Genomic DNA, 18,870 nt, shown 5'->3' with positions numbered 1-18,870 from the left:
AACTTCCCCGGCCCCCGTTTCCCTTCCTAGCGGCCTAGCTCCTCCAGGGCTCGCTTGAGGATGGCGTCGTTTTCCGGGTCCAAGACCGCCTGGCCCCGCTCCTCGGGAAGGGGCCGCTGCCGCTGCGGCTCGGCGTAGCTGAACTTCCCCTCGGCGTCCGCCTTCACCTTCACGGTCTTGCCGTTTAGGGTCACGCTCACCTCCGCCCCCGGGGGGGCCCCCGCCCCTTGCACGGAGAAGGGGGTGGGGAAGCGGGTGTCCTTGACCTCGATGTCGGGCTTCAGGCCCTCCTTGTTGATGGCCCGGCGCTTGGGGGTGAGCCACTCAAAGGTGACCAGGGTGAGCTCGCCGCCGTTGGCCAGGGTGTAGGGGGTCTGGCCCACGCCCTTGCCGAAGGTCTTTTCCCCGATGACCTTGGCCCGGCCGTAGTCCTGGAGGGCCCCGGCCACGATCTCGCTGGCCGAGGCGGAGTTGCCGTTTACCAGGACCACCATGGGGCCATCCCAAAGGGGTCTTCCCGAGGCCTCGCACCAGACCCGGGTGAGGTTCTTGGTGCGGGTGTAGACGATGGGGCCTTCCTTCAAGAAGGCGCTGGCCACGGCGCACCCTTGGTCCAGGAGGCCGCCCCCGTTATCCCGGAGGTCAAAGATGAGCTTCTTGGCCCCTTGGGCCTTGAGGTCCTCTATGGCCTTCTTGAGCTGATCCTCCACCTTGAAGTTGGCAAAGGTTTCCAGGGCGATGTAGCCCACGTCCCCCACCTTGCCGGTGGAAACGGAGATGATTTCCACTTTTTCCCGTACGAGCTCGAAGACCAGAGGGGCCGGCACCCCTTCCCGGCGCACCTTGATGGTGACCTTGGTCCCCTCCCGGCCGCGGATGCGGGCCACCACCTCCTGCAAGGGCAGGGCGGTTACGTCCTCCCCGTCCACCTCGAGGATCACATCCCCCGCCCGCATCCCCGCCCGCTGGGCGGGAAGCCCCTTCATGACCCCCTCGATCTTGGCCCCGGTGCCGTCGGGGTTGGCGGGGGAGAGGGTGGCCCCGATGCCGAAGAACTCGCCCCGAAGGTCCTCCTGGCGGAGGCTTGCCCGCTGGGGCGGGGAGTAGCTGGTGAAGGGGTCCTTGAGGGCGGCCACCATGCCGCCGATGGCCCCTTCCAGAAGGGCGTTGAGCTTCTCCTTGGGCAAGGTTTCCAGATAGTCCTGCTGGATCCTTTGGTAGACCTCCAGGAGGGCCTGGCCGTTGGGGTTTTGCAGGAGGTTTTCCGCTTGGGGCCTAGGAAGCTGGGCGTACACCAGGGCAAGGAGAACCCCGATCCCGGCGATGAACCACGCGCGTCGTTTCATCTTCTCCCTCACCTAGCCTCCACTATAGCGCCCGCCCATGAGAAGCAACCGTGGTCCGCCTTGCGTATAGTGGGGGCATGATCGCCTTCCACCGGGTGGGCCTGGAGTACCCCCGCACGGGGACCAAGGCGCTTTACAACGTGAGCCTCGAGGTGAAGAAGGGGGAGTTCGTCTACGTGGTGGGGCACTCGGGGGCGGGGAAGTCCACCCTCCTTTCCCTCATCCTTAGGAGGCTTCTTCCCACCCAGGGAGCGGTCTACTTCGCTGGTCAGAACCTGAAAAACCTCCGGGGCGACCAGGTGGCCCTCCACCGCCGCCGCATCGGCATGGTCTTCCAGGACCACCGCCTCCTAAGGGACCTCACCGTGGAGGAGAACCTGGCCTTCGTGCTGGAGGTGCAAGGCGTACCCCGGAAGGAGTGGCCGGAGCGCATGGCCACGGCGCTTCGCCGGGTGGGCCTCGCCCACAAAAAGCGCGCCTTCCCCGAGGAGCTTTCCGTGGGCGAGGCCCAGCGGGTGGCCATCGCCCGGGCCCTCCTCCTGGATCCCCCCGTGATCCTGGCGGACGAGCCTACGGGCAACCTGGACCTGGAAAACGCCCTCCAGGTCCTGGAGATCCTCAAAGCCGCCCACAGCCGCGGGGCCACGGTGCTGGTGGCCACCCATAGCCGCGAGCTCCTGGAGGCCTACCCCGCCCGGGTGGTGGTCCTCAAGGCGGGGCAGGTGGTGCGGGACGAGCGTCCCGGGGAAGGTGGTAGCATAAGGGTAAGGGAAAGCCCTGACCGGGGCGGAAAGGAGGGCATATGAACGTCTACAAGCTCATCGGCCGTAACCTGGAGATCACCGACGCCATCCGGGACTACGTGGAGAAGAAGCTTTCCCGCCTGGACCGGTACCAAAACGGGGAGCTCATGGCCAAGGTGGTCCTTTCCCTGGCGGGGAGCCCCCACGTGGAGCGGAAGGCCAAGGCCGAGGTGCAGGTGGACCTCCCCGGGGGGCTGGTGCGGGTGGAGGAGGAGGACACCGACCTCTACGCCGCCATTGACCGGATGGTGGACCGCTTGGAAACCCAGCTCAAGCGCTTTAAGGAGCGGCGCTTCGTGGGCAAGCGCCACTCCTACCAGGGCCCCCCGCCCCCGGAGGTGCGGGACCTCGAGGCCCTGCGCAAGCCCGAGGAGGAGGAAGGCCCTAAGATCGTGCGGGTGAAGCGCTTTGAGATGAAGCCCATGAGCCCCGAGGAGGCCGCCTTCCAAATGGAGGCCTTGGGGCACGACTTCTTCGTCTTCCGCAACGCCGACACCGAGGAGATCAGCGTCATCTACCGCCGCAAGGACGGGAACTACGGCCTCATCGAGCCCGCCTAGTAGTAGGCGGCGGGGTCCACGAAGCGGGTTTCCGCGCCCAACCGCACCGCCACGCGGAACTCCAGCTCCTCGGGGCGGATGAGGAGGCCGCCTCCCGTGTACCCGAGAAGCTGGCCTTGGGAAACCCTCTCGCCCTCCTGCACCAGGGGTTCTTGCAGGTTGGTGTAGACGGTGGAGAGGGTTTCCGTGTGCACCAGCATCACCGTGTAGCCCAGGTTGGGCAGGTACAGGATGCCCGCCACATACCCCTCAGCGGCGGCCTGCACCGGGCTTCCCGGGGCGGGGCCTTGGATCACCTGGAAGGGGCCTTCCTGCCCGTAGGGCACCAGGACCCGCCCCCCGGGCACGGGGAAGGCCAGGCGGCCCACCTGAGCGGGCAGGGGTGGGGGCGGCACCACCACCTGGGGGCGCAAGGCGGCCTGGCGGCGGGCGGCCTCCGCCTTTTGCGCTTCTTCCTGCCGCCTGCGCTCCTCCTCCTGCCGCCTTAGCTCCAAAAGGCGCTGCCTTTCCGCCAGGACCCGGGCCTGGAGGGCGGCGAGCTCCGCCTGCAGCCGCTGCCGCTCCTGAAGGGCGTCCCGCAGGAGGGCCCGCTTGCCCTGCTCCTCCCTTTGCAAAGCGGCCAAGGTGGCCTCGAGGCCCCGCTTTTCCCGCTCCAAGGCCGCCTGGGTTTCCGCCAAGGAGGCCTCCTTCTGGGAAAGGTCGGCCAGGAGAAGGCTAAGCCGCTCCCGCTCTTCCCGTAGGGCCTTTAGGGTGGCCTGGAAGGTGCGCACCAAGGCGGTGTCCTGGGCGGAGAGGTAGCCCACCCAGCGGGCCCGCACCGCCAAATCGGTGAAGGACTGGGCCCTGAGGAGGGGCAGGTAGCGCCCGGCCCGCTCCCGGTAGAGGCTTCGCATGAGGGCTTGGAGCCGGGCCTTGAGGCTTTCCAGGTCCCGCTCCAGCTTGGCGATGCGGCCTTCCGTCTGGCGTACGGCCTCCTGAAGCCGGGCGATCTCTTGGCGCAGGCGGACGCGCTCGCCTTCCAGGCGGGCGATCTCCTTTTCCAGGCGGGCCTTTTCCCCAAGAAGGCCCTCCACCCGGGCGGAAAGGCGGGCGAGCTCCCGGTTTAAGGCCTGGATGCGCCGCGCAGTTTCCTGGTCCAGGCTCCTGGCCCGGGCCGCCTGGGCCTCGAGGCGGCGCACCGCCTCCTCCTGGGCCTTGAGGTCCTGGGACAGGCCCAGGAGGGACAGGCTCAGGAGAAGAAGGAGCCAAAGCCGCACCCTAGACCTCCTTCAGGTAGGCCCGGCTGGCCATGAAGGCCCCCCCGGCCCCCAAGACCCCCGCCAGGGCCAGGACCAAAAGCCCCGTGCGCAGGAGGTCCTCCGGCCCCAGCACCGGCAAAAAGGGCAAAAGCCCCTGCACCGCCTGGGCCAAGGCCCGGTAGAGGAGCCCTCCGAAGGCCACGGCCAAGGCCCCCGCCCCCAGGGTGAGGAAAAGCCCCTCCACCACGAAAGGGCCCTGGATGAAGCGCCGGGTGGCCCCCACCAGGAGCATGATGGAAAGGGCTTCCTTGCGGCTTTCCATGGAGAGGCGGATGGAGCCCATGACGCTAAAGAAGGTGTTGAGGAGGAGAAGCCCCACCAGGATTCCCATGGCCAGTCGGCTTCCCCCCAGGACCTGCACCAGGCGCTCCGTGAGCTCTCCCCCGTACTCCACCCCTTCGATTCCGGGGAGGCCGCGCAGGCGCGCCGCCACCTGGCGCACCGCCTCGGGGTCTTTGAGCCGGAGGCGCAGGGTGTCGGGGAGGGGGTTTTCCACCAGGTCCTTGGCCTCCGCCAGGTAAGGGTAGTCCAGGACCAGCTCGGCCAAGGCCTCCTCCTTGGTGACGAGCCGGGCCGCCGCCACCTCGGGCCAGGACTGGATCTCGCTCAAGACGGCTTCCACGTTGGCCCCTGGCCGCAGGAAGGCCGCTACCTCCAGCTCCTTCTCCAGGGTTTGGACCACCCGTTCCAGGTTCCAAAGGAGAAGGCCCAGGAAGTAGAGGAGGGCGAAAGAGACCAAGGCGGTGAAGAAGGTGGCGAGGCTGGCCGTGGGGTGGCGCAGGATCTGCCGCAGGCCCTGGCGGATGGCGTACACGCCCTACATCTTATGCAGGGTTTGGGGTGTGCGGATGAGATGAGCTTTAGCGCAGGCGCTCCCTCAGGTAGGCCAAGACGGTGTCTGCATCGGTAAAGGGGTTCATCCTGCGCCAGATCCGTTCCACCCGGCCCTCGGGGTTGAGGAGGAGGGTGTCCCGGCTGTAGAAGCCCAGGAGGCTTCGCACCCCGTAGGCCCGGGCTAGCCGGCCTTGGGGGTCGGGAATCATGCCCCCCTTTAAGGAAAGGTGTTCCACGAAGTCGCACTGCTCCTTGGCGGGGTCGTGGCTTACTCCATAGACCCGCACCCCTAGGCTTTGGAAGGCCTCGTAAAGCTCGCTATAGCGCTTGGCCTGGGCGGTGCAGCCTGGGCTTTTGGCCTTGGGGTAGAACCAAAGGACCACGTAGCTCCCCCTGAAGTCCACGGGGCGGCCGTAGCTGTCCTGGGCTTCTAGGAGGGGCGCTGGGTCTCCCGGGGCCAGGGCCTGGGCCCGGAGGAAACCCAAGAAGAGGAGAAGGCCTAAGGTGCGCATGCCCCTAGCGTAGGGGAGGCCTCGAGGCAGGAAGGTGGGCTAGGCTGCAGGGGAAAGAGGGCTTTCCCCTTTTCCTGGGGGGCCAGGGCTGCTAGGCTTGGGTTATGAAACCCTTCCTCTTGGGTCTGGCCCTGGGGGGGCTTCTGGGCGCAGGGGTGGGCTTCTTGGCGCGGCCCGAGGCGGTGCCGGCGCAGCTTACCCTTCCCGCCCCGCCGCAAGGGGAGGCGTGCGAGCCCCAGGTCTACCTCTTCCTGAACGGGCAGTTTTTCCGCATGCTGCCCGTGCCCGGCGGGGAACCCCAGGAGCTTTTCCCGGTGGAGCCCGTGCCCAACCCCTTCGGCGGCTCCTAGGCGGGGGAGAGGTAGTGCCTAAGGCCCACCCCCAAAAGGGCAAAGACCCCGCCCAGGAGGGCGAAAAGGCCCGTGGCCTCCGCCTTTTTCACCTCCAGGCGCACCCCTTGGGCGAGCCTTTGGTAGAGGGCGGAAAGCTCCCGTTCCGAGCGGATCAGGTGGTGCTCCCCTCCCGTCATCTCGGCCATGGCCCAAAGGAGCTCCTCGTCCACCTCGTAAGCCCCGGGGAAGAAGCCAAAGCCCAGGGCCGGGTCCTCGGGGCCCGGGGTCCAGCCGGGCACGCCCACCCCCACGGCGTGGACCTTCACCCCCATCTTGGCCGCCTCGCTCGCCGCTTCCAGGGGGTCTATGCCCGTGCGGTTCCGCCCGTCGGTGAGGAGGAGGATCTCCCCCTCCCCCCCCGCTTCCCTAAGGTTGCGCAGGGCCTCCAGGATTCCTTCCCCGATAGCGGTGGAGCGGCCGAACTCCAGGCTATCTAGGCTCTCCAAGAGGCGCTTGCGGTCCGTGGTGGGGGGGTGGATGGTCTGGGCGTAGCCGCTGAAGGCCACCAGGCCCACGCGGAGCCCTTTGGGGGCCTCTTTTAGGAAGGTGCGGGCCGCTTCCTTGGCGGCCTCGAGGCGGTTCGGCTTGAGGTCGGTGGCCATCATGCTCCGGCTCACGTCCACCACCAGGACCACGGCGTTTTCGCTGGCTTGGCCCGGAAGGGGCAGGAGGGGGCGGCTTGCCGCCAAGACCAAGAGGAAAAGCCCCAGGGCAAAAAGCGCCGTGGGAAGCCAAGGCAAAGGCCCCCTAGCTTCCTTGGCCGCCTCTTGGAGGAGGGCCGCCAGGGGGTGGGGGAGGGCGGCCTTGGGCCTTGCCCTCCAGAGGCCCAAAAGGAGGAAGGCGAGGAGAAAGAGGAGGCTTAGGGCCTCCGGGGCGAGGAGGCTCACGGCCACCTCCCTTCCCGGGCTAGGCCCGTGTAGGCCCCGAAGCTTAGGAGCAAAAACCCCGCCACCGCCAGGGCCTGGGCCAGTTCCTGGGGCCGGGTGCGCCAGACGTAGTGGGGCCTTAGGGCCTGGTAGAGGGGGCGGAAGTCCTCCTGGAGCACGCCGCCCCCTGTGGCCTGGGCCAGGCGCAGGAGGGTCCCCGGGTCGCTGGGCACGAAGTAAAGTCCCTCCCCGATGCGGCTCACCGCCCCTCGAGGGTCACCCAGGGGGCGGACGAAGACGGGAAGCTGGGCCCGGGCCAGCTCCGCCCCCGCCTCCAAGGGGTCTTTCCCGGCGTTGGCCGCCCCGTCGGAGAGGAGGAGGACGGCGGCAGGGGGCTTGGCCTCGGGGAGGTCCCGCTCGGGCCCTTCGGGGCGGAGGACCCGCCGGGCCTGAAGAAGCCCCTGGCCCAAGGGGCTCACCCCTCCCGGCCTCAGGCCAGAAAGGGCCTCCAGGAGGGTCTTGCGGTCGGTAGAAGGCGCCAGGACCAAAACCGCCTGGGGGCCGAAGCTCACGAGGCCCACCTTCACCGAGGGGTCCAGGCCCCTCAGGAAGGCGTGGACCAGGGCCTTGGCCTTCTCCAGGCGGCTTGGGGTCTCGTCGTCTGCGCCCATGGAGTGGCTGGTGTCCAGCACCACCACCGCCTGGGTGAGGTTTTCCCGCCAGGGCAAGGGGGCCTCGGGCTGGCCCGCCGCCAAGAGGAGCAAAGGGAGGGCGAGGAGGTAGGGGAGGGGAAGGGGCTTTGGCCTGGGGGCGAAGGCGGGGTCCAGGGCCTGAAGGAGCCGCCTCCTTCCCGCCTCCTTGAGGAGGTGGGCCACGAGGGCGGCTACCCCCAGGAGGAAGGCCCCTAGGAGGAGGGTTTCCGGGCTCTTGAAGGCCACCTGCGCCTCCTTTCCACAAAGCCCAAAAGAAGGGGGAGGAGGTCCATCTCCGTGGAGGTCAAAAGGAGTTCGGCCCCCGCCTTCCCAATGGCTCGCATGCGGGCGAGCCTGTGGGCCTCGGCCCGCCTCCGGTAGGCCTCCCGCACCCGGGGGTCCAGGGCGTTCACCTCCACGCAGAGGCCCGTTTCCGGGTCGGAGAAGGCCAGGACCCCGGCCTCGGGCAGGGCCCGTTCCAGAGGGTCTTCCACCAGGACCGCCACCAGGTCGTGCCGTGGGGCCAGGCGGGCCAGGGCCTCGGCGAAGGGGTCCAGGAAGTCGCTGAAGACGAAGACCAAGCTTCGCCGCCGCGCCACCTTCCCCAGGAGGTCAAGCCCTTCGGCCAGGGGCCGGGGAGGCCCCGGCTTTTGCGCCTCCCGGGCCAGGAGGAGGGCCTGGGCCTTCCCGCCCCGCGGGGGGAGGAGGCCCCCGGGGAGGAGGGCCCCCACCCGGTTCCCATGGCGTAGTGCGATGTAGGCCACGCTCAGGGCGAGCTCCAAGGCCAGGGTGTACTTCTCCCGCCGCCTGGAGCCGAAGCGCATGGAGGGGCTTCCGTCCAGGAGGAGCCAGAGGGTGAGCTCCCGCTCCTCGCGGAAGCGGCGCACATGGAGCTCCCCCGTGCGGGCGGTGGCGGGCCAGTCGATGCGCTCCGCCTCGTCCCCGGGGCTATAGGGGGAGATCTCGGCCAGCTCCAGGCTCTTGCCGTAGAACACCCCCCGGTAGTCCCCGAAGAGGAGCCCGTCCAGGGGACGCACCACCTTAAGCTCCAGGCGGGCCAAGAGGGCTTCGGGCGTCTCCATAAGGGTCGTGGAGGGGCACGAAGGGGGCGGGGAAGCGGGCGAGGATGGCGTTGAGCACCGCCTCCGCCGTGATCCCCTCCGCCAGGGCCTGGTAGGAGAGGACCAGGCGGTGGCGGAGGGCGTCCAGGTAAAGGTCCCGCACGTCCTCGGGCAGGGCATGGGCCCGGCCCCGCACCAAGGCCAGGGCCTTGGCCCCCTGCACCAGGGCCAAGGAGGCCCGGGGGCTGGCCCCGAAGGCCACGTAGGGCCTGAACTCCTTAAGGCCCGCCCCCTCCAGGTCCCGGGTGGCCTGGACCAGGGCCACGGCGTGCTCCGCCACCTTGGGGTGGACGTAGACCCGGTCGGCCAGGCGGGAAAGGGCCAGGAGCTCCTCCAGGGAGAGGACCTTTTCCACCCGGATCTCCTCCCCCGTGGTCATACGGCGCACGATCTCCAGCTCCTCGTGGAAGGCGGGGTAGTCCACCACCACCTTGAGGAGGAAGCGGTCCAGCTGAGCCTCGGGCAGGGGGTAGGTGCCCTCGCTCTCGATGGGGTTCTGGGTGGCGAGGACCAGGAAGGGCTTGGGCAAGGGGTAGGTTTCCTTGCCCAGGGTCACCTGGCGCTCCTGCATGGCCTCGAGGAGGGCCGACTGCACCTTGGCCGGGGCCCGGTTGATCTCGTCCGCCAGGAGGAGGTGGGCGAAGATGGGCCCGAGCTCGGTGCGGAACTCCCCCTCCTTGGGGTTATACATGCGGGTGCCCAGAAGGTCCGCCGGCACCAGGTCCGGGGTGAACTGGATGCGCCGAAAGCTTCCCCCCACCGCCTCCGCCAGGGTCTTCACCGCCAAGGTCTTGGCCAGCCCGGGCACGCCCTCGATGAGGAGGTGGCCCCGGGCCAGGAGGGCCACCAGCATCCTCTCTAGGAGGTGGTCCTGGCCCACGATGACCCGCTTGACCTCCTTGAGAAGCCGCCTGAGCTTCTCCCCCGCTTCTGAAAAGGGCTCTTCTTCCCAGGCCATGCCGCCCCCTTCCGCTTTGCCGGCCAGTATAGCCCGGAAGGCCTAAGGGAGAACCCCGCCTAAGGCACATTCGGCCGGAAGAGGGCCTTGCCCCGGGCGGAGAGGGCCTCCTTCCAGCGCTCCAGGGGGAAGACGCCTCCCACCAGGCCTTCTAAGCCCTTTAGCTCCGGCAAAAGCGCTACCGCCTGGGCGAAGTCCTTTCGGGTGTAGGTGTAGCTCCCCAGGAGGCCCACCTCCTTGAACCAGAAGGGGGAAAGGTCCACGAGCTCAAGCCCCGGGGCGCCCAAGAGGAGGACCCTTCCCCCCTCCTCCGCCAGGGTGAGGGCCTCCCGGAAGCCCTTTCCGCTCCCTGAGGCCTCCACCACCCCTGGGTACCCACCCCGGTGACCCTCGAAGAGGAGGTAGCGGTAGCGCCGGGCCCGCGCGGCGAGGGCTTCCTTGGCGCTTCCGTAGACCTCGTCCGCCCCGAAGGCTTTCGCCTTCTCTGCCTGGTGGGGGTACTTGGCCACAGCGAGGACCTTCCCCTCATAGCCCAGGGCCCTGAAGAGGCGCACGGCGAGGAGGCCCAGGGTGCCCATGCCGAGCACCAGGATCTCCTCAGGCCAGGGCCTGAGCTTCTCGAGGCCCCTTAGCACCACGGCCAAGGGCTCGGCCAGCACCGCCCGCTCCTCCGGGACCCCGTCCGGAATGGGGTAAAGCCGCTCGGGCCGGGCCAAGACCCACTCCCCCCAGCCTCCCGGGAGGTCCCGGTTGTAGCCCAGCATTCCCGGGGCGAAAGCGCCTTCCGCCACGTTCTGGCAGAGCCCCTCCTCCCCCTTTTGGCACTTGGGGCAGGGGGGAAGCCCTCGGTCGGCGCAGGCGAGGAGGGGGTTGACCGCCACCAGGCTTCCCTCGTATTCCCCAAGGATCTCGTGGCCGAGGACGGCGGGGAAGGAGAAGAAGGGGCTTATGGAGGGGGGGCTTTTGCCGTAGAGGAGGGCGAGGTCTGAGCCGCAGACCCCGCTTAGCCTCACCCTCACCCGCACGAAGCCTTCCCGTTCCGGCAAGGGCACCTCGCTTAGGGTGAGGGGGAGGAGCCCCTTGGGGAAGCGCTTCCCTAGAAGCCGGGCCGCGAGGAAGCGGGGGAGGGAGGGGGTGTAGAGGAGGGCCTTCATGACATGGGCACGGTGCGGATGAGCTTGCCCTCAATGCGCTCCAGGATCTCGTCCAGGCTTTTTCCCGTGATGGTGAGGCCGTGGTTCTTGAGCCCCACCACCGCCCGGGCGGGGTCCGGGGCCTGGCGCACCTTCTCCGCCACCGCTTGGGCGAGCTCGTACGTGCCGCAGGGGTAGTTGAAGGGGGTGGCGGGCACCCCCTCCATCCAGGCGTGCACGTGGAGGATGGCCCCCACCTCGGGGTGTTCCCGGTAGATCATCCAGTGCTCAATGGCGTCCACGCTCACCCGCCTGGGCTCCACCTGGGGGGGGACGGAGAGGAGGATGGCGTTCCGCTCGGGGTCGTAGTCCTTCACCATGAGGATGTCCCGGCCGATCTCCTTGAGGTTCGCCTTGTCCACCCCGCTTGCGGACATCCAGAAGCGCCGTTCGTCCTTGCGCACGGAGAGGTTGCCGTAGGAAAGCCCCCCGATGCCGTAAAGCCGCTTCACGTGGCGGAGGTCCTCAGGGGGCAGGATTTCCTCAATGGGGAAGGGGGCGGGGAGGAGGTCCCACTCCTTGAGCTTTTTCCCTGCCCGGTACATGCTCTCCGTAAGCTCGTCTCCCTGCCAGAGCTCCGGTTCCAGGTCGGGCTCGAAGATGTTCTGGATGACCAGGCGGCTGCAGGCGATGGGCCGCAGGCGCTCCGCCACCCGCTCAAAAAAGCGCCCCCCCTCAGCTTCCTGGTAATGGCCGAGCTCCAGGGTGAGGAACTCCACCCCCTTGCCCGGCACGTAGGCCAAAAGGACGTTGGAAAGGGCCCGCACCAGGTAGGGGTAGAGCTCCTTTAGGGGGTCTTGGGGGTAATCGGGAAGCTCCAGCACCGAGGCTACGAAGGTGGCCTGGGCCTTGCGGCGGTAGGGCCGGGGGTTTTCCGGGGTGATGGCGTTTAGAACCAGGTTGGGGGCTTCCGCTTCTGGGTTATGGCGGAAACCCTGGGCTTCCAAGGCTTGGCCAACCCCTTGCAAAAAGGCCTGCAACCTGGGCGTGGGCTCGCCGTGGATGAGGTACTCCCACATACCGCCTCCTTGTCTTGCCCCTAAGCCTACCCCATACTGGGCCCATGGCGGAAGCCTTGTGGGGTGAGGCGGCGCTTCTCCCTGGGTTTCGGGTGGGGCATTTCACCGACCGGGAGGCCCGCACCGGGTGCACCGTGGTCCTGGTGGAGGAGGGGGCGGTGGCGGCGGTGGACGTGCGGGGGGCGGCCCCCGGCACCCGGGAGACGGACCTCCTCCTCCCGGAAAACACCGTGGAGCGGGTGCAGGCCGTTTGCCTCACCGGGGGAAGCGCCTTTGGCCTGGGGGCGGCGGATGGGGTCATGGACTACCTGCGGGAGAAGGGAAAAGGCTTCCCCACCCCGGCGGGGGTGGTGCCCATCGTGCCCGCCGCCGTGATCTTCGACCTGGGGCGGGGGGAGGTTTTTAGGCCCCCGGGGAGGGAGGCGGGGTATAGGGCCTCCTTAGCTGCCTCCCTGGGGGTGGCGGAGGGGAGCGTGGGGGCGGGCACCGGGGCGGTGGCCGGGGGGGTCAAGGGGGGCTTTGGCCTTGCCGGGTACCGCCTGGAGGAAGGGTTTAGGGTAGTGGCCCTGGCGGTGGTGAATAGCCTCGGCCGCCCCTTCGATCCCCTTACGGGCAGGCTTTACGCCGAGGGGCTTCTCGCCGAGGAGGAGCGGGCGCTTTTGCCGGACCTCTCCCGCTACCGGGGGGCGCCGGAGGACTACCGCTACCCCCTTCTCCTGGGCCAGAACACCACCTTGGGCGTGGTGGCCACGGACGCCCCCCTCACCAAGGCGGAGGCCAGGCGGTTAGCCATCATGGCCCAGGACGGGCTTTCCCGGGCCCTCCGCCCCGCCCACACCCCCCTGGACGGGGACCTGGTCTTCGCCCTGGCCTTGGGGGACGGGAAGGGGGTGGGGCCCATGGCCCTTTTGCGCCTGGGGGCCTACGCCGCCGACGCCCTGGCCCGGGCCATCGCCCGGGCGGTCCTCCTGGCGGAGGGGATGCCGGGCGTGCTGGCTTATCGGGAGTTTGTGGGCTAGCGCCCCGGGAAGGGGGCGAGGGCCGCCTCCACCTGGAAGACCTCGCTTCCCCTTCGCACGGTAAGGCGCACCCGGTCGCCCACCTGGCGTTTGCGCACCTCCCGCAGGAGTTCCTCAAAGGTGTTCACTGGGGTTCCGTCCACCTCTAGGATCACGTCGGGAACGCCGCCCGACTCCAACCCCCTAAGCCCTGCCCGGTGGGCCGCTCCGCCCGGCACCACCTCCCCCACCAGCACCCCGCCTGGGGGAAGCCCGAGCTCCCGGGCGAGCTCGAGGGTCAAGGCCCGGGGGCCCCGGAGGCCCAGGTAGGGCCAGTAGCTCCTCATCCCCGCCTCCAGGCCGGCCACGGCCTCCCTCCGGCCCAAAAGGGGTGTGAAGAAGCTCCGGAACCCCTCCTCCGTCTGGCCGATGGCCACCGCCACCCCCAGGACCTTGCCGCTTGCGTCCAGGACCGGCCCCCCCGAGTCCCCCGGGGCGAGGGGCAAGGAGGTTTCCACCAGGCCCTGGGGCAGGAAGGCCGAGGGGCTCACCTCGAGGCGGGTTACCCGTCCGTACCGGGGGGCGATGAACTGGTTGCGGCCGTTGCCGATGTGGACCACGGCCTCCCCCACCCGGGGCCGCCTTTCCGTTTCCAGGGGGAGGGTTTTGGGAGGGGTTTCCTCCGTGGCCAGCACCGCCAGGTCCATGGGCTCGGCGAAGCCTAAAAGCCGCGCCGCCGCCCGCCGGCCATCGGCCAGGACCAGGGTGTAAGGCCCCCCTTCCGCCACCACGTGGTAGGCGGTGAGGACGAGGCCCGGGGCGTAGAAGAAGCCCGTGCCCCGGCTTCCCTCGGGGCCTTCTATGCGGAGGGCGGCGGGATGGGCCTCCCGGTAGACGGCCTGGAGGGCTTCGGCGGGCGCCTGGATGGGCTCAGCCCAGTTCCTGGGGGGCTTGAGAAGGCCAAAGGAGAGGTTGAGGAGGGCTAGGAGAAGGGGTACGAGAAGGAGCAGACCCCAGGCTTTCCGCATGGCCTTATTTTCCGTGAGCCCTGGGGGAAGAAGGTGCTTGGGGCCACCTTAGTGCCAGAGTAGAACGAGACCAAGGAGTAGGAACCCCACCCCTGGCCAAGGGTGGGGCCGGCGGAGCAGGGCGTGGGCCAGGGCCACCCCGAGGAGGGCCAGGAAAGGGTGCGGGGAAAGCCGGCCCCCCAGGGCCAGGTACAGGAGGCCCAAAAGGGCGTTGAGGTCGTAAAGGCCCAGGGCGAGGCGGGCCGCCCGGGGTATCTCCTTGCGGAGAAGAAGCCAAAGGCCAAGGGCAAAGGCGAACCCCACCAGGGCCCATCCCAGGAGGCGGTGGAGGCTCGGCACCCAGAGAAGGGCGGTGGGAAGCTCCATCTGGGTGTATCCCCAGGCAGCGAGGAGGACCAGGAGGAGGCCAAAGCCCATCTGCGTCCAGCCGATGACCCGGGCGGGCACAGGGGGCAGGAGGAGGGAGATGCCGCCGTAGAGGGCGAGGGCGAAAAGGCCCAGGAAGACAGCCATGGGGAGAAGGCCTACCTTCCCTAGGAAAAGAGCCAGCCCTGGGGTGAGGAAGAGAACTAGGAAGGCGGGGTAACGCTTGGGAGCGAGGCCTCGAGCCCGGAGCACCTGGGTGCGGGCGTAGTAGAGGGAGGCCACGTCTCGTAAGGCCAGGGCCAGAAAGCTTCCCCAGGCCACCTGGGCCCCAAGGCCTCCCGCCAGCGCCCCCGCCGGGGCAAGGGTGGCCATGAAGAGGGCTGCGCTGATCTCCGGGAAGAGCTCCCGGGTGCGATTTTGCGCATCGGCCCAGGCCATAAAGGCCCCCAGGGGAAGGGCGAGGAGGAGGGGAAGGAGGAAAGGCCCCTGGGCGGTGAGGGCGGTGAGGAGGAGGCCCGCAAGGGCCAGGAGGAGGTAGGCGCTCCCCACCCTTAGGGCCAGCTCCGTGCGGGGGTAGCGCTTGCCTTTCCGCAGGTCCTGATAGGCGAGCTTGAAGGGGTGCCGGGCCAAAAAGCCGAAAAGGCCTAGGAGGAGAAGCCCCAGGGTGTGGGCCCCCGGGGAGAGGAGGAGGCCCAGGAGAACCGGTTCCAGGGTGAAGCCCCAGCCCCCGTGCTCCGCAGGCAGGGCTACCGACTTTAGGGGAAGGTTCGTGGCGCGCATCCTTGCCTCCAGGGTAGGGGAAGGGCGGAGGGGCAAAGGTCCCTTAGCCCCAAAGCACCTCCAGCATCAACAGGGCGAAAAGGAGCCCGGCCAAGGCGGCAATCCCGGCGAAGAAGCCCCAGATCCCTATGCCCCAGGCGAACCCCCAGGAAAGGGTCATGCCCCCGAGCCCAAGATTGGCAAGGCCCACCTGGAGGAGGGCGAGCCCAGGCCGCCGGAAAACCACTCCCCGGAACCGGGGCAGAGCGTGGTAGGCTACGCCGTAGATCATGAGCCCCACAAAGCCCAAAAGCTGCATGTGGGCGTGGGCGGGCCGCCAAGTGTAGGGCAAGAGGCCAAGCCCCAACCAAAGCCCCACCCAGGTGCCGGCCACAAGCCACAAGAGGGCACTCGTAAGGGCCAGTCGGCTCGCTAGGATCATGGCCTTGGGGTGATGATGCCGAGTACCAAAAACTGCCCCTGGCCAGCCCGCGCCCCATGGGGCTCACCGGGGGCTGCGGCAAGAAGGACCCCTGGAGTGGCATGAACCTCTTCTTCCCCAGCCCACAGGATCCCTTCGCCTTCCAAACAGAGGAGGTGGACCCGGGGCTCCCCCATCCCCTTTACCTCCTGGCCAGCCTTCAAGCTGAAGAGCACGAGCCGCACTTCGGGATGGTCAACCAAGAGTTCCACACCCCGCACCGCTCCGTAACGCGCCCTTTCCAAGAGGTTCACCGCTGGACCTCTTCCAGGAAGGCTTCCAGGGCTTGCAGGACCTCTTTAGGGTCCCGTCCGGCTTGCTTAGCCGCTTCTTCCAAGGGCTCAGCCCCGCCGCAGCAGGTGTCCAGACCGAGCCCGTTCAGAAGCCGCACGGCTTCTGGGTAACGCCGCAAGATCTCGTTGACCGGGGTCATGAGGGCGATCCCTTCCATGCCTTTAGCCTGGGGGGCTAAGGGGGGAGAGGCCATGACCTGGGTCAAGCCTTTTCCGGAAGGAGATCTTTAAGGGTGAGGCTCCCTAGGGCTTTCCGGATCTCCAGGTTTATGCGCACCAGGTTGGGCTTGAGGTAGCAGACCCCCCGCCGTTCCTCCGTGGGACAGCGTTTTAGGGTGGTGCAGAGGTCCAAGGCTACTGGGCCGGACAGGGTTTCCATGACTTTAAGGAGGCTGATTTCTTCAGGGGTGCCCTTGAGCCATACCCCTCCTGCTCGTCCCATCCGGCTTTCCACTAGTCCCGCCTTGGCCAGCTTGGAAAGCACCTTGGCCATAAAGGCAGGTGGGGCTTTGAGTTTATGGGCGATTTTCAATGCGGAGAGGCCCGGCTCCTCCGCTACAAGGAGAAGAGCGTGGAGGGCATAGGACTCTTCCCGCCGAAGAAGGCTGCGCACGGACATGCACGTATGGTACGCCGCACCAGCTTAACCCTGATGAGAAGGGGTTCCCTTAAGGGGTCCAAAGTAAGTGCGGGTCCTGGAATGCGGCGTTTTTCCGGGACTTTTGCCCTTGACCTAAGTCATGGAAAGCCAGCCTCTCAAGTCCGAGTTTAGGGGTCGGAGGTGAAAGGAGGGTTAGGGTATGGAGATCGGCTGGGTAGAGACCACTATCGGGGCCCTCTTCGCCACAGTGATCCTCACTCTTTGGCTTTCCCGGGGTTCGGGATGGCTGGAGCCACGTTTCTGGCGGAATGCGGCCTGGGTCAGCTCCTTAGTTATGACGGGGATTCTCGTTTACCTCACGATGGATTCCCTAAACCAGATCCGGGAGGGCTCAGCCAGAGTCCCCGCTTATACGGTGATAAACAAGGCGATCGGGCTCAAGCGGGACTACGAAAAGCACCGGGACATCCCAGTGATCGGCGAGGGGGTGGGGTTTTTTGGAAGGACGTGGAGCGAGGAGGAGGCCTACGTCCTGGTGAACAGGGGCAAGCTGACCCTGCAGAGCCGCAACTGCATGGACTGCCATACCCTTCTCGGCAATGGGGCCTACTTCGCTCCGGACTTGACCCGAGCGTGGCTTGATCCCAAATGGGAGACCATGGTTATGTCCATGACCGGTAAGGCTACCAAGGAGGAGGCCATGGCCGAGTGGTTGCAGCATCCGGACCGCTACCCCACCTTTGCTCGGCGGATGCCTAACCTCCACCTCAGTGAAGAGGAGACGCGGGCTTTGGTGGCCTTCCTGAAGTGGATGTCGGCGATAGACACCAATGGCTTCCCCGACCGTTTCGCGGGGGTGCAGTAAGGGAGGAGGAGGGCGATGACGGAGGTTATGCCCAAGGGTAAGCTTTACGAGTCGCAAAAGCTGGCCCTCTTGTACTTCTGGGTAGCCCTGGCCCTTTTCGGAGCCCAGATCCTTTTTGGCCTTTTGGCTGCGTGGCAGTATTTAGACCCCGGTTTCCTTTACGGGAAACTCAACTTCATGACCAACCGGATGCTCCACATCAACGCCATGATTGTCTGGCTTCTTCTAGGCTTTATGGGCGGGGTCTATTGGTTCTTGCCCCTGGAGCTGGGCCGGGAAGTGGTAGGTATCCGGCTGGCCCGCTTTGCCTTCTTTACCCTCGTGGCCGCGGTGGGCGTGGTGGTCCTGGTCTACCTCCTGGTGCAGTACGGGCCGGGCAATGCCTTTACCCTGTGGTTCATCACCGAGGGGCGGGAATACATAGAAGCCCCGCGCTGGGCCGACCTTGGCATCGTGGCGGTGATGGTCATCTTCCTCTACAACGTGGTGGCCACGGCGCTGAAAGCGAAGCGGATCACGGGTGTAGTGGCGGTCCTGATGTTTGACCTAGTGGCCTTGGCGGGGCTTTACACGGCCGGCATGCACTATACCCCAAACATTTCCATGGACCAGTACTTCTGGTGGTGGGTGGTGCACCTTTGGGTGGAGGCTACCTGGGAGGTCTTGGTGGGCTCTATCATGGCCATGGCCCTGATGCATCTCTTGGGGACACCCCGGCGCATTGTGGAAACCTGGCTCTATCTGGAGGTGGCCCTTGTCTTCGGCACTGGTATCCTCGGCCTCGGCCACCACTACTTTTGGATCGGCACGCCCGAGTACTGGTTGGGCCTAGGGGGCTTCTTCAGCGCCCTCGAGCCCATACCTTTGGTGGCTATGGTGGTCCACGCCGTTTACGATGCCGGGATGCACCGCATGCAAACAGTAAACCAGCCCGCCCTCTTCTGGGCCATCGCTCAAGCCTTCGGAAACTTTATCGGGGCGGGGGTCTGGGGTTTCATGCAGACGCTTCCCCAGATCAATCTCTACTCCCATGGCACCCAGCTGGCCCCGGCCCACGGCCACCTGGCCTTCTTCGGCGCCTATGTGACAGCCATCTTGACCGTGATCTACATGGCTCTCCACCAGGTGCGCCAAGCCGACTGGCCTCGTTTTGACTCCAAGCTTTGGAAGTGGGCTTTTGTGCTAATGGTGGTGGGCATCTTTGGCATGTCCGCAGCCATGACCGTGGCGGGGTTCACCCAGACCATGGTGGAACGGGCTATTGGTGGGAGCACTTGGCAAGCCTACATTGAAGCCCAGACCCATCCCTGGTTCCAAAACGGCATGGTTTGGCGCTTTGTTTTCGGGGTTTTCTTCTTGGTGAGCTACCTGGTCCTCCTTTGGGACCTCGCCACCATTGGAAAGGGACGGGATACCCAAGCTAAGGAGGTGGGGGCCCATGACTAGCGAGGCGGTACGGGACCTCATGCTCTCCGGGATGCTCATGGTGTCGGCTGCAGGGTTCTACGCCATGTTCTACGCCCTGGGGCGGATGCTGGGAAGGCCCTCGCTGGTGGCCTTTTCCTACATTTTTGCCGGGTTGCAAGCCATGGGTGCCTTGGGCATGATTGTCCCGCCCCACCTGGATCCTTTTTGGAAGTACCTCATCGCCTTTAGTTCCCTGGTCTACCTGTTCGTGCCTCAAGGGATGTGGTGGGTGGTGACCACCTTCCACGAACGGGAGTACACCCATTGAGCTTCGGCACAAGGGCTTCCCGGAATCATCCGGGGAGCCCTTGTCGTGTGAAGGATTTGTGTAAGGGTCTGTGCACGAGAGGCATGCCGCTGCCGAACCCTCTTTCCGATGGGTCCCTAACGGGAAAGTCGCTCCAGCACCTCCCGCACC

23 protein-coding genes are annotated in these 18,870 nt (G+C 67.0%); 7 read left to right on the top strand and 16 right to left on the bottom strand.

What is annotated here, in order from left to right:
• Positions 1–26 precede the first annotated feature (26 nt).
• Positions 27–1,346 (bottom strand): S41 family peptidase, encoded by a 1,320-nt coding sequence (locus ABXG85_RS02395; protein ID WP_353512142.1) that lies wholly within the window; start codon positions 1,344–1,346, stop codon positions 27–29.
• Between the two features lie 77 nt (positions 1,347–1,423).
• On the opposite strand from ABXG85_RS02395, the gene ftsE reads away from it, so the two are divergent.
• A complete protein-coding gene (gene ftsE / locus ABXG85_RS02390; RefSeq protein ID WP_353512141.1) occupies positions 1,424–2,152 on the top strand; it encodes a cell division ATP-binding protein FtsE in 729 nt (242 codons plus the stop codon).
• Complete coding sequence (gene hpf / locus ABXG85_RS02385; RefSeq protein ID WP_353512140.1) at positions 2,149–2,709, top strand: ribosome hibernation-promoting factor, HPF/YfiA family; 561 nt, start codon at positions 2,149–2,151, stop codon at positions 2,707–2,709. The genes ftsE and hpf overlap by 4 nt, the downstream gene beginning before the upstream one ends.
• Here the strand turns inward: hpf and ABXG85_RS02380 are convergent.
• The 3 genes from ABXG85_RS02380 to ABXG85_RS02370 are packed head-to-tail and all read right to left on the bottom strand — an operon-like array spanning position 2,706 to position 5,353.
• Entirely contained in the window at positions 2,706–3,965 is a 1,260-nt protein-coding gene (locus ABXG85_RS02380) for a murein hydrolase activator EnvC family protein (RefSeq protein WP_353512139.1), read from the bottom strand. The two genes, hpf and ABXG85_RS02380, sit on opposite strands and share 4 nt — an antisense overlap.
• A 1-nt stretch (position 3,966) precedes the next feature.
• Entirely contained in the window at positions 3,967–4,821 is an 855-nt protein-coding gene (locus tag ABXG85_RS02375; protein ID WP_353512138.1) for a cell division protein FtsX, read from the bottom strand.
• 46 nt (positions 4,822–4,867) lie between these two features.
• Entirely contained in the window at positions 4,868–5,353 is a 486-nt protein-coding gene (locus ABXG85_RS02370; RefSeq protein WP_353512137.1) for a peroxiredoxin, read from the bottom strand.
• A gap of 104 nt (positions 5,354–5,457) precedes the next feature.
• On the opposite strand from ABXG85_RS02370, the gene ABXG85_RS02365 reads away from it, so the two are divergent.
• On the top strand, positions 5,458–5,703 hold the full coding sequence (locus ABXG85_RS02365; protein ID WP_353512136.1) for a hypothetical protein: 246 nt from the start codon (positions 5,458–5,460) through the stop codon (positions 5,701–5,703).
• On the opposite strand, the gene ABXG85_RS02360 is transcribed toward ABXG85_RS02365, so the two are convergent.
• Genes ABXG85_RS02360 through ABXG85_RS02335 form a run of 6 tightly spaced genes read right to left on the bottom strand, consistent with a single transcriptional unit; the run spans position 5,700 to position 11,594 of the window.
• Complete coding sequence (locus ABXG85_RS02360) at positions 5,700–6,632, bottom strand: vWA domain-containing protein (RefSeq protein ID WP_353512135.1); 933 nt, start codon at positions 6,630–6,632, stop codon at positions 5,700–5,702. The two genes, ABXG85_RS02365 and ABXG85_RS02360, sit on opposite strands and share 4 nt — an antisense overlap.
• Positions 6,629–7,549 carry a vWA domain-containing protein gene (locus tag ABXG85_RS02355; RefSeq protein ID WP_353512134.1) on the bottom strand — a complete coding sequence of 307 codons (921 nt, stop codon included), beginning with the start codon at positions 7,547–7,549 and terminating at the stop codon, positions 6,629–6,631. The genes ABXG85_RS02360 and ABXG85_RS02355 overlap by 4 nt, the downstream gene beginning before the upstream one ends.
• Complete coding sequence (locus ABXG85_RS02350; RefSeq protein ID WP_353512133.1) at positions 7,516–8,385, bottom strand: DUF58 domain-containing protein; 870 nt, start codon at positions 8,383–8,385, stop codon at positions 7,516–7,518. The genes ABXG85_RS02355 and ABXG85_RS02350 overlap by 34 nt, the downstream gene beginning before the upstream one ends.
• Entirely contained in the window at positions 8,345–9,382 is a 1,038-nt protein-coding gene (locus ABXG85_RS02345) for an AAA family ATPase (protein WP_353512132.1), read from the bottom strand. The genes ABXG85_RS02350 and ABXG85_RS02345 overlap by 41 nt, the downstream gene beginning before the upstream one ends.
• A 59-nt stretch (positions 9,383–9,441) precedes the next feature.
• Positions 9,442–10,536, bottom strand: a complete 1,095-nt coding sequence (locus tag ABXG85_RS02340) for a zinc-dependent alcohol dehydrogenase (protein WP_353512131.1) — start codon at positions 10,534–10,536, stop codon at positions 9,442–9,444.
• Entirely contained in the window at positions 10,533–11,594 is a 1,062-nt protein-coding gene (locus ABXG85_RS02335; protein WP_353512130.1) for a class II aldolase/adducin family protein, read from the bottom strand. Before ABXG85_RS02335 ends, ABXG85_RS02340 begins: the two co-directional genes overlap by 4 nt.
• A 44-nt stretch (positions 11,595–11,638) precedes the next feature.
• Here ABXG85_RS02335 and ABXG85_RS02330 point away from each other — a divergent pair, with 44 nt between their 5' ends.
• A complete protein-coding gene (locus ABXG85_RS02330; RefSeq protein WP_353512129.1) occupies positions 11,639–12,613 on the top strand; it encodes a P1 family peptidase in 975 nt (324 codons plus the stop codon).
• Here ABXG85_RS02330 and ABXG85_RS02325 read toward each other — a convergent pair.
• The 6 genes from ABXG85_RS02325 to ABXG85_RS02300 all read right to left on the bottom strand — a co-directional run bounded on the left by ABXG85_RS02325 (position 12,610) and on the right by ABXG85_RS02300 (position 16,138).
• Complete coding sequence (locus ABXG85_RS02325) at positions 12,610–13,620, bottom strand: S1C family serine protease (RefSeq protein WP_353512128.1); 1,011 nt, start codon at positions 13,618–13,620, stop codon at positions 12,610–12,612. The genes ABXG85_RS02330 and ABXG85_RS02325 overlap by 4 nt on opposite strands.
• Positions 13,621–13,668: 48 nt before the next feature.
• Positions 13,669–14,766 carry a YwiC-like family protein gene (locus tag ABXG85_RS02320; RefSeq protein WP_353512127.1) on the bottom strand — a complete coding sequence of 366 codons (1,098 nt, stop codon included), beginning with the start codon at positions 14,764–14,766 and terminating at the stop codon, positions 13,669–13,671.
• Positions 14,767–14,809: 43 nt separating this feature from the next.
• Complete coding sequence (locus ABXG85_RS02315; protein WP_353512126.1) at positions 14,810–15,187, bottom strand: hypothetical protein; 378 nt, start codon at positions 15,185–15,187, stop codon at positions 14,810–14,812.
• Positions 15,184–15,363 carry an AraC family ligand binding domain-containing protein gene (locus ABXG85_RS02310; protein WP_353512393.1) on the bottom strand — a complete coding sequence of 60 codons (180 nt, stop codon included), beginning with the start codon at positions 15,361–15,363 and terminating at the stop codon, positions 15,184–15,186. Before ABXG85_RS02310 ends, ABXG85_RS02315 begins: the two co-directional genes overlap by 4 nt.
• 113 nt (positions 15,364–15,476) lie before the next feature.
• Positions 15,477–15,677: a DUF542 domain-containing protein gene (locus ABXG85_RS02305; RefSeq protein ID WP_353512125.1), complete on the bottom strand. Its 201-nt coding sequence runs from the start codon at positions 15,675–15,677 to the stop codon at positions 15,477–15,479.
• 44 nt (positions 15,678–15,721) lie between these two features.
• Positions 15,722–16,138 (bottom strand): RrF2 family transcriptional regulator, encoded by a 417-nt coding sequence (locus ABXG85_RS02300; protein ID WP_353512124.1) that lies wholly within the window; start codon positions 16,136–16,138, stop codon positions 15,722–15,724.
• 181 nt (positions 16,139–16,319) lie between these two features.
• On the opposite strand from ABXG85_RS02300, the gene ABXG85_RS02295 reads away from it, so the two are divergent.
• Genes ABXG85_RS02295 through ABXG85_RS02285 form a run of 3 tightly spaced genes read left to right on the top strand, consistent with a single transcriptional unit; the run spans position 16,320 to position 18,720 of the window.
• Positions 16,320–16,985, top strand: a complete 666-nt coding sequence (locus tag ABXG85_RS02295) for a c-type cytochrome (protein WP_353512123.1) — start codon at positions 16,320–16,322, stop codon at positions 16,983–16,985.
• Between the two features lie 15 nt (positions 16,986–17,000).
• Complete coding sequence (locus ABXG85_RS02290) at positions 17,001–18,431, top strand: cbb3-type cytochrome c oxidase subunit I (RefSeq protein WP_353512122.1); 1,431 nt, start codon at positions 17,001–17,003, stop codon at positions 18,429–18,431.
• Positions 18,424–18,720: a hypothetical protein gene (locus ABXG85_RS02285; protein WP_353512121.1), complete on the top strand. Its 297-nt coding sequence runs from the start codon at positions 18,424–18,426 to the stop codon at positions 18,718–18,720. Before ABXG85_RS02290 ends, ABXG85_RS02285 begins: the two co-directional genes overlap by 8 nt.
• Positions 18,721–18,870: the final 150 nt, after the last annotated feature.

The organism is Thermus sp. LT1-2-5, assembly GCF_040363165.1.
In the GTDB taxonomy this organism is placed as follows: Bacteria; Deinococcota; Deinococci; order Deinococcales; family Thermaceae; genus Thermus.
Note: the sequence above shows the minus strand (reverse complement) of the source record. Positions and strands in the feature narration are given on the sequence as shown.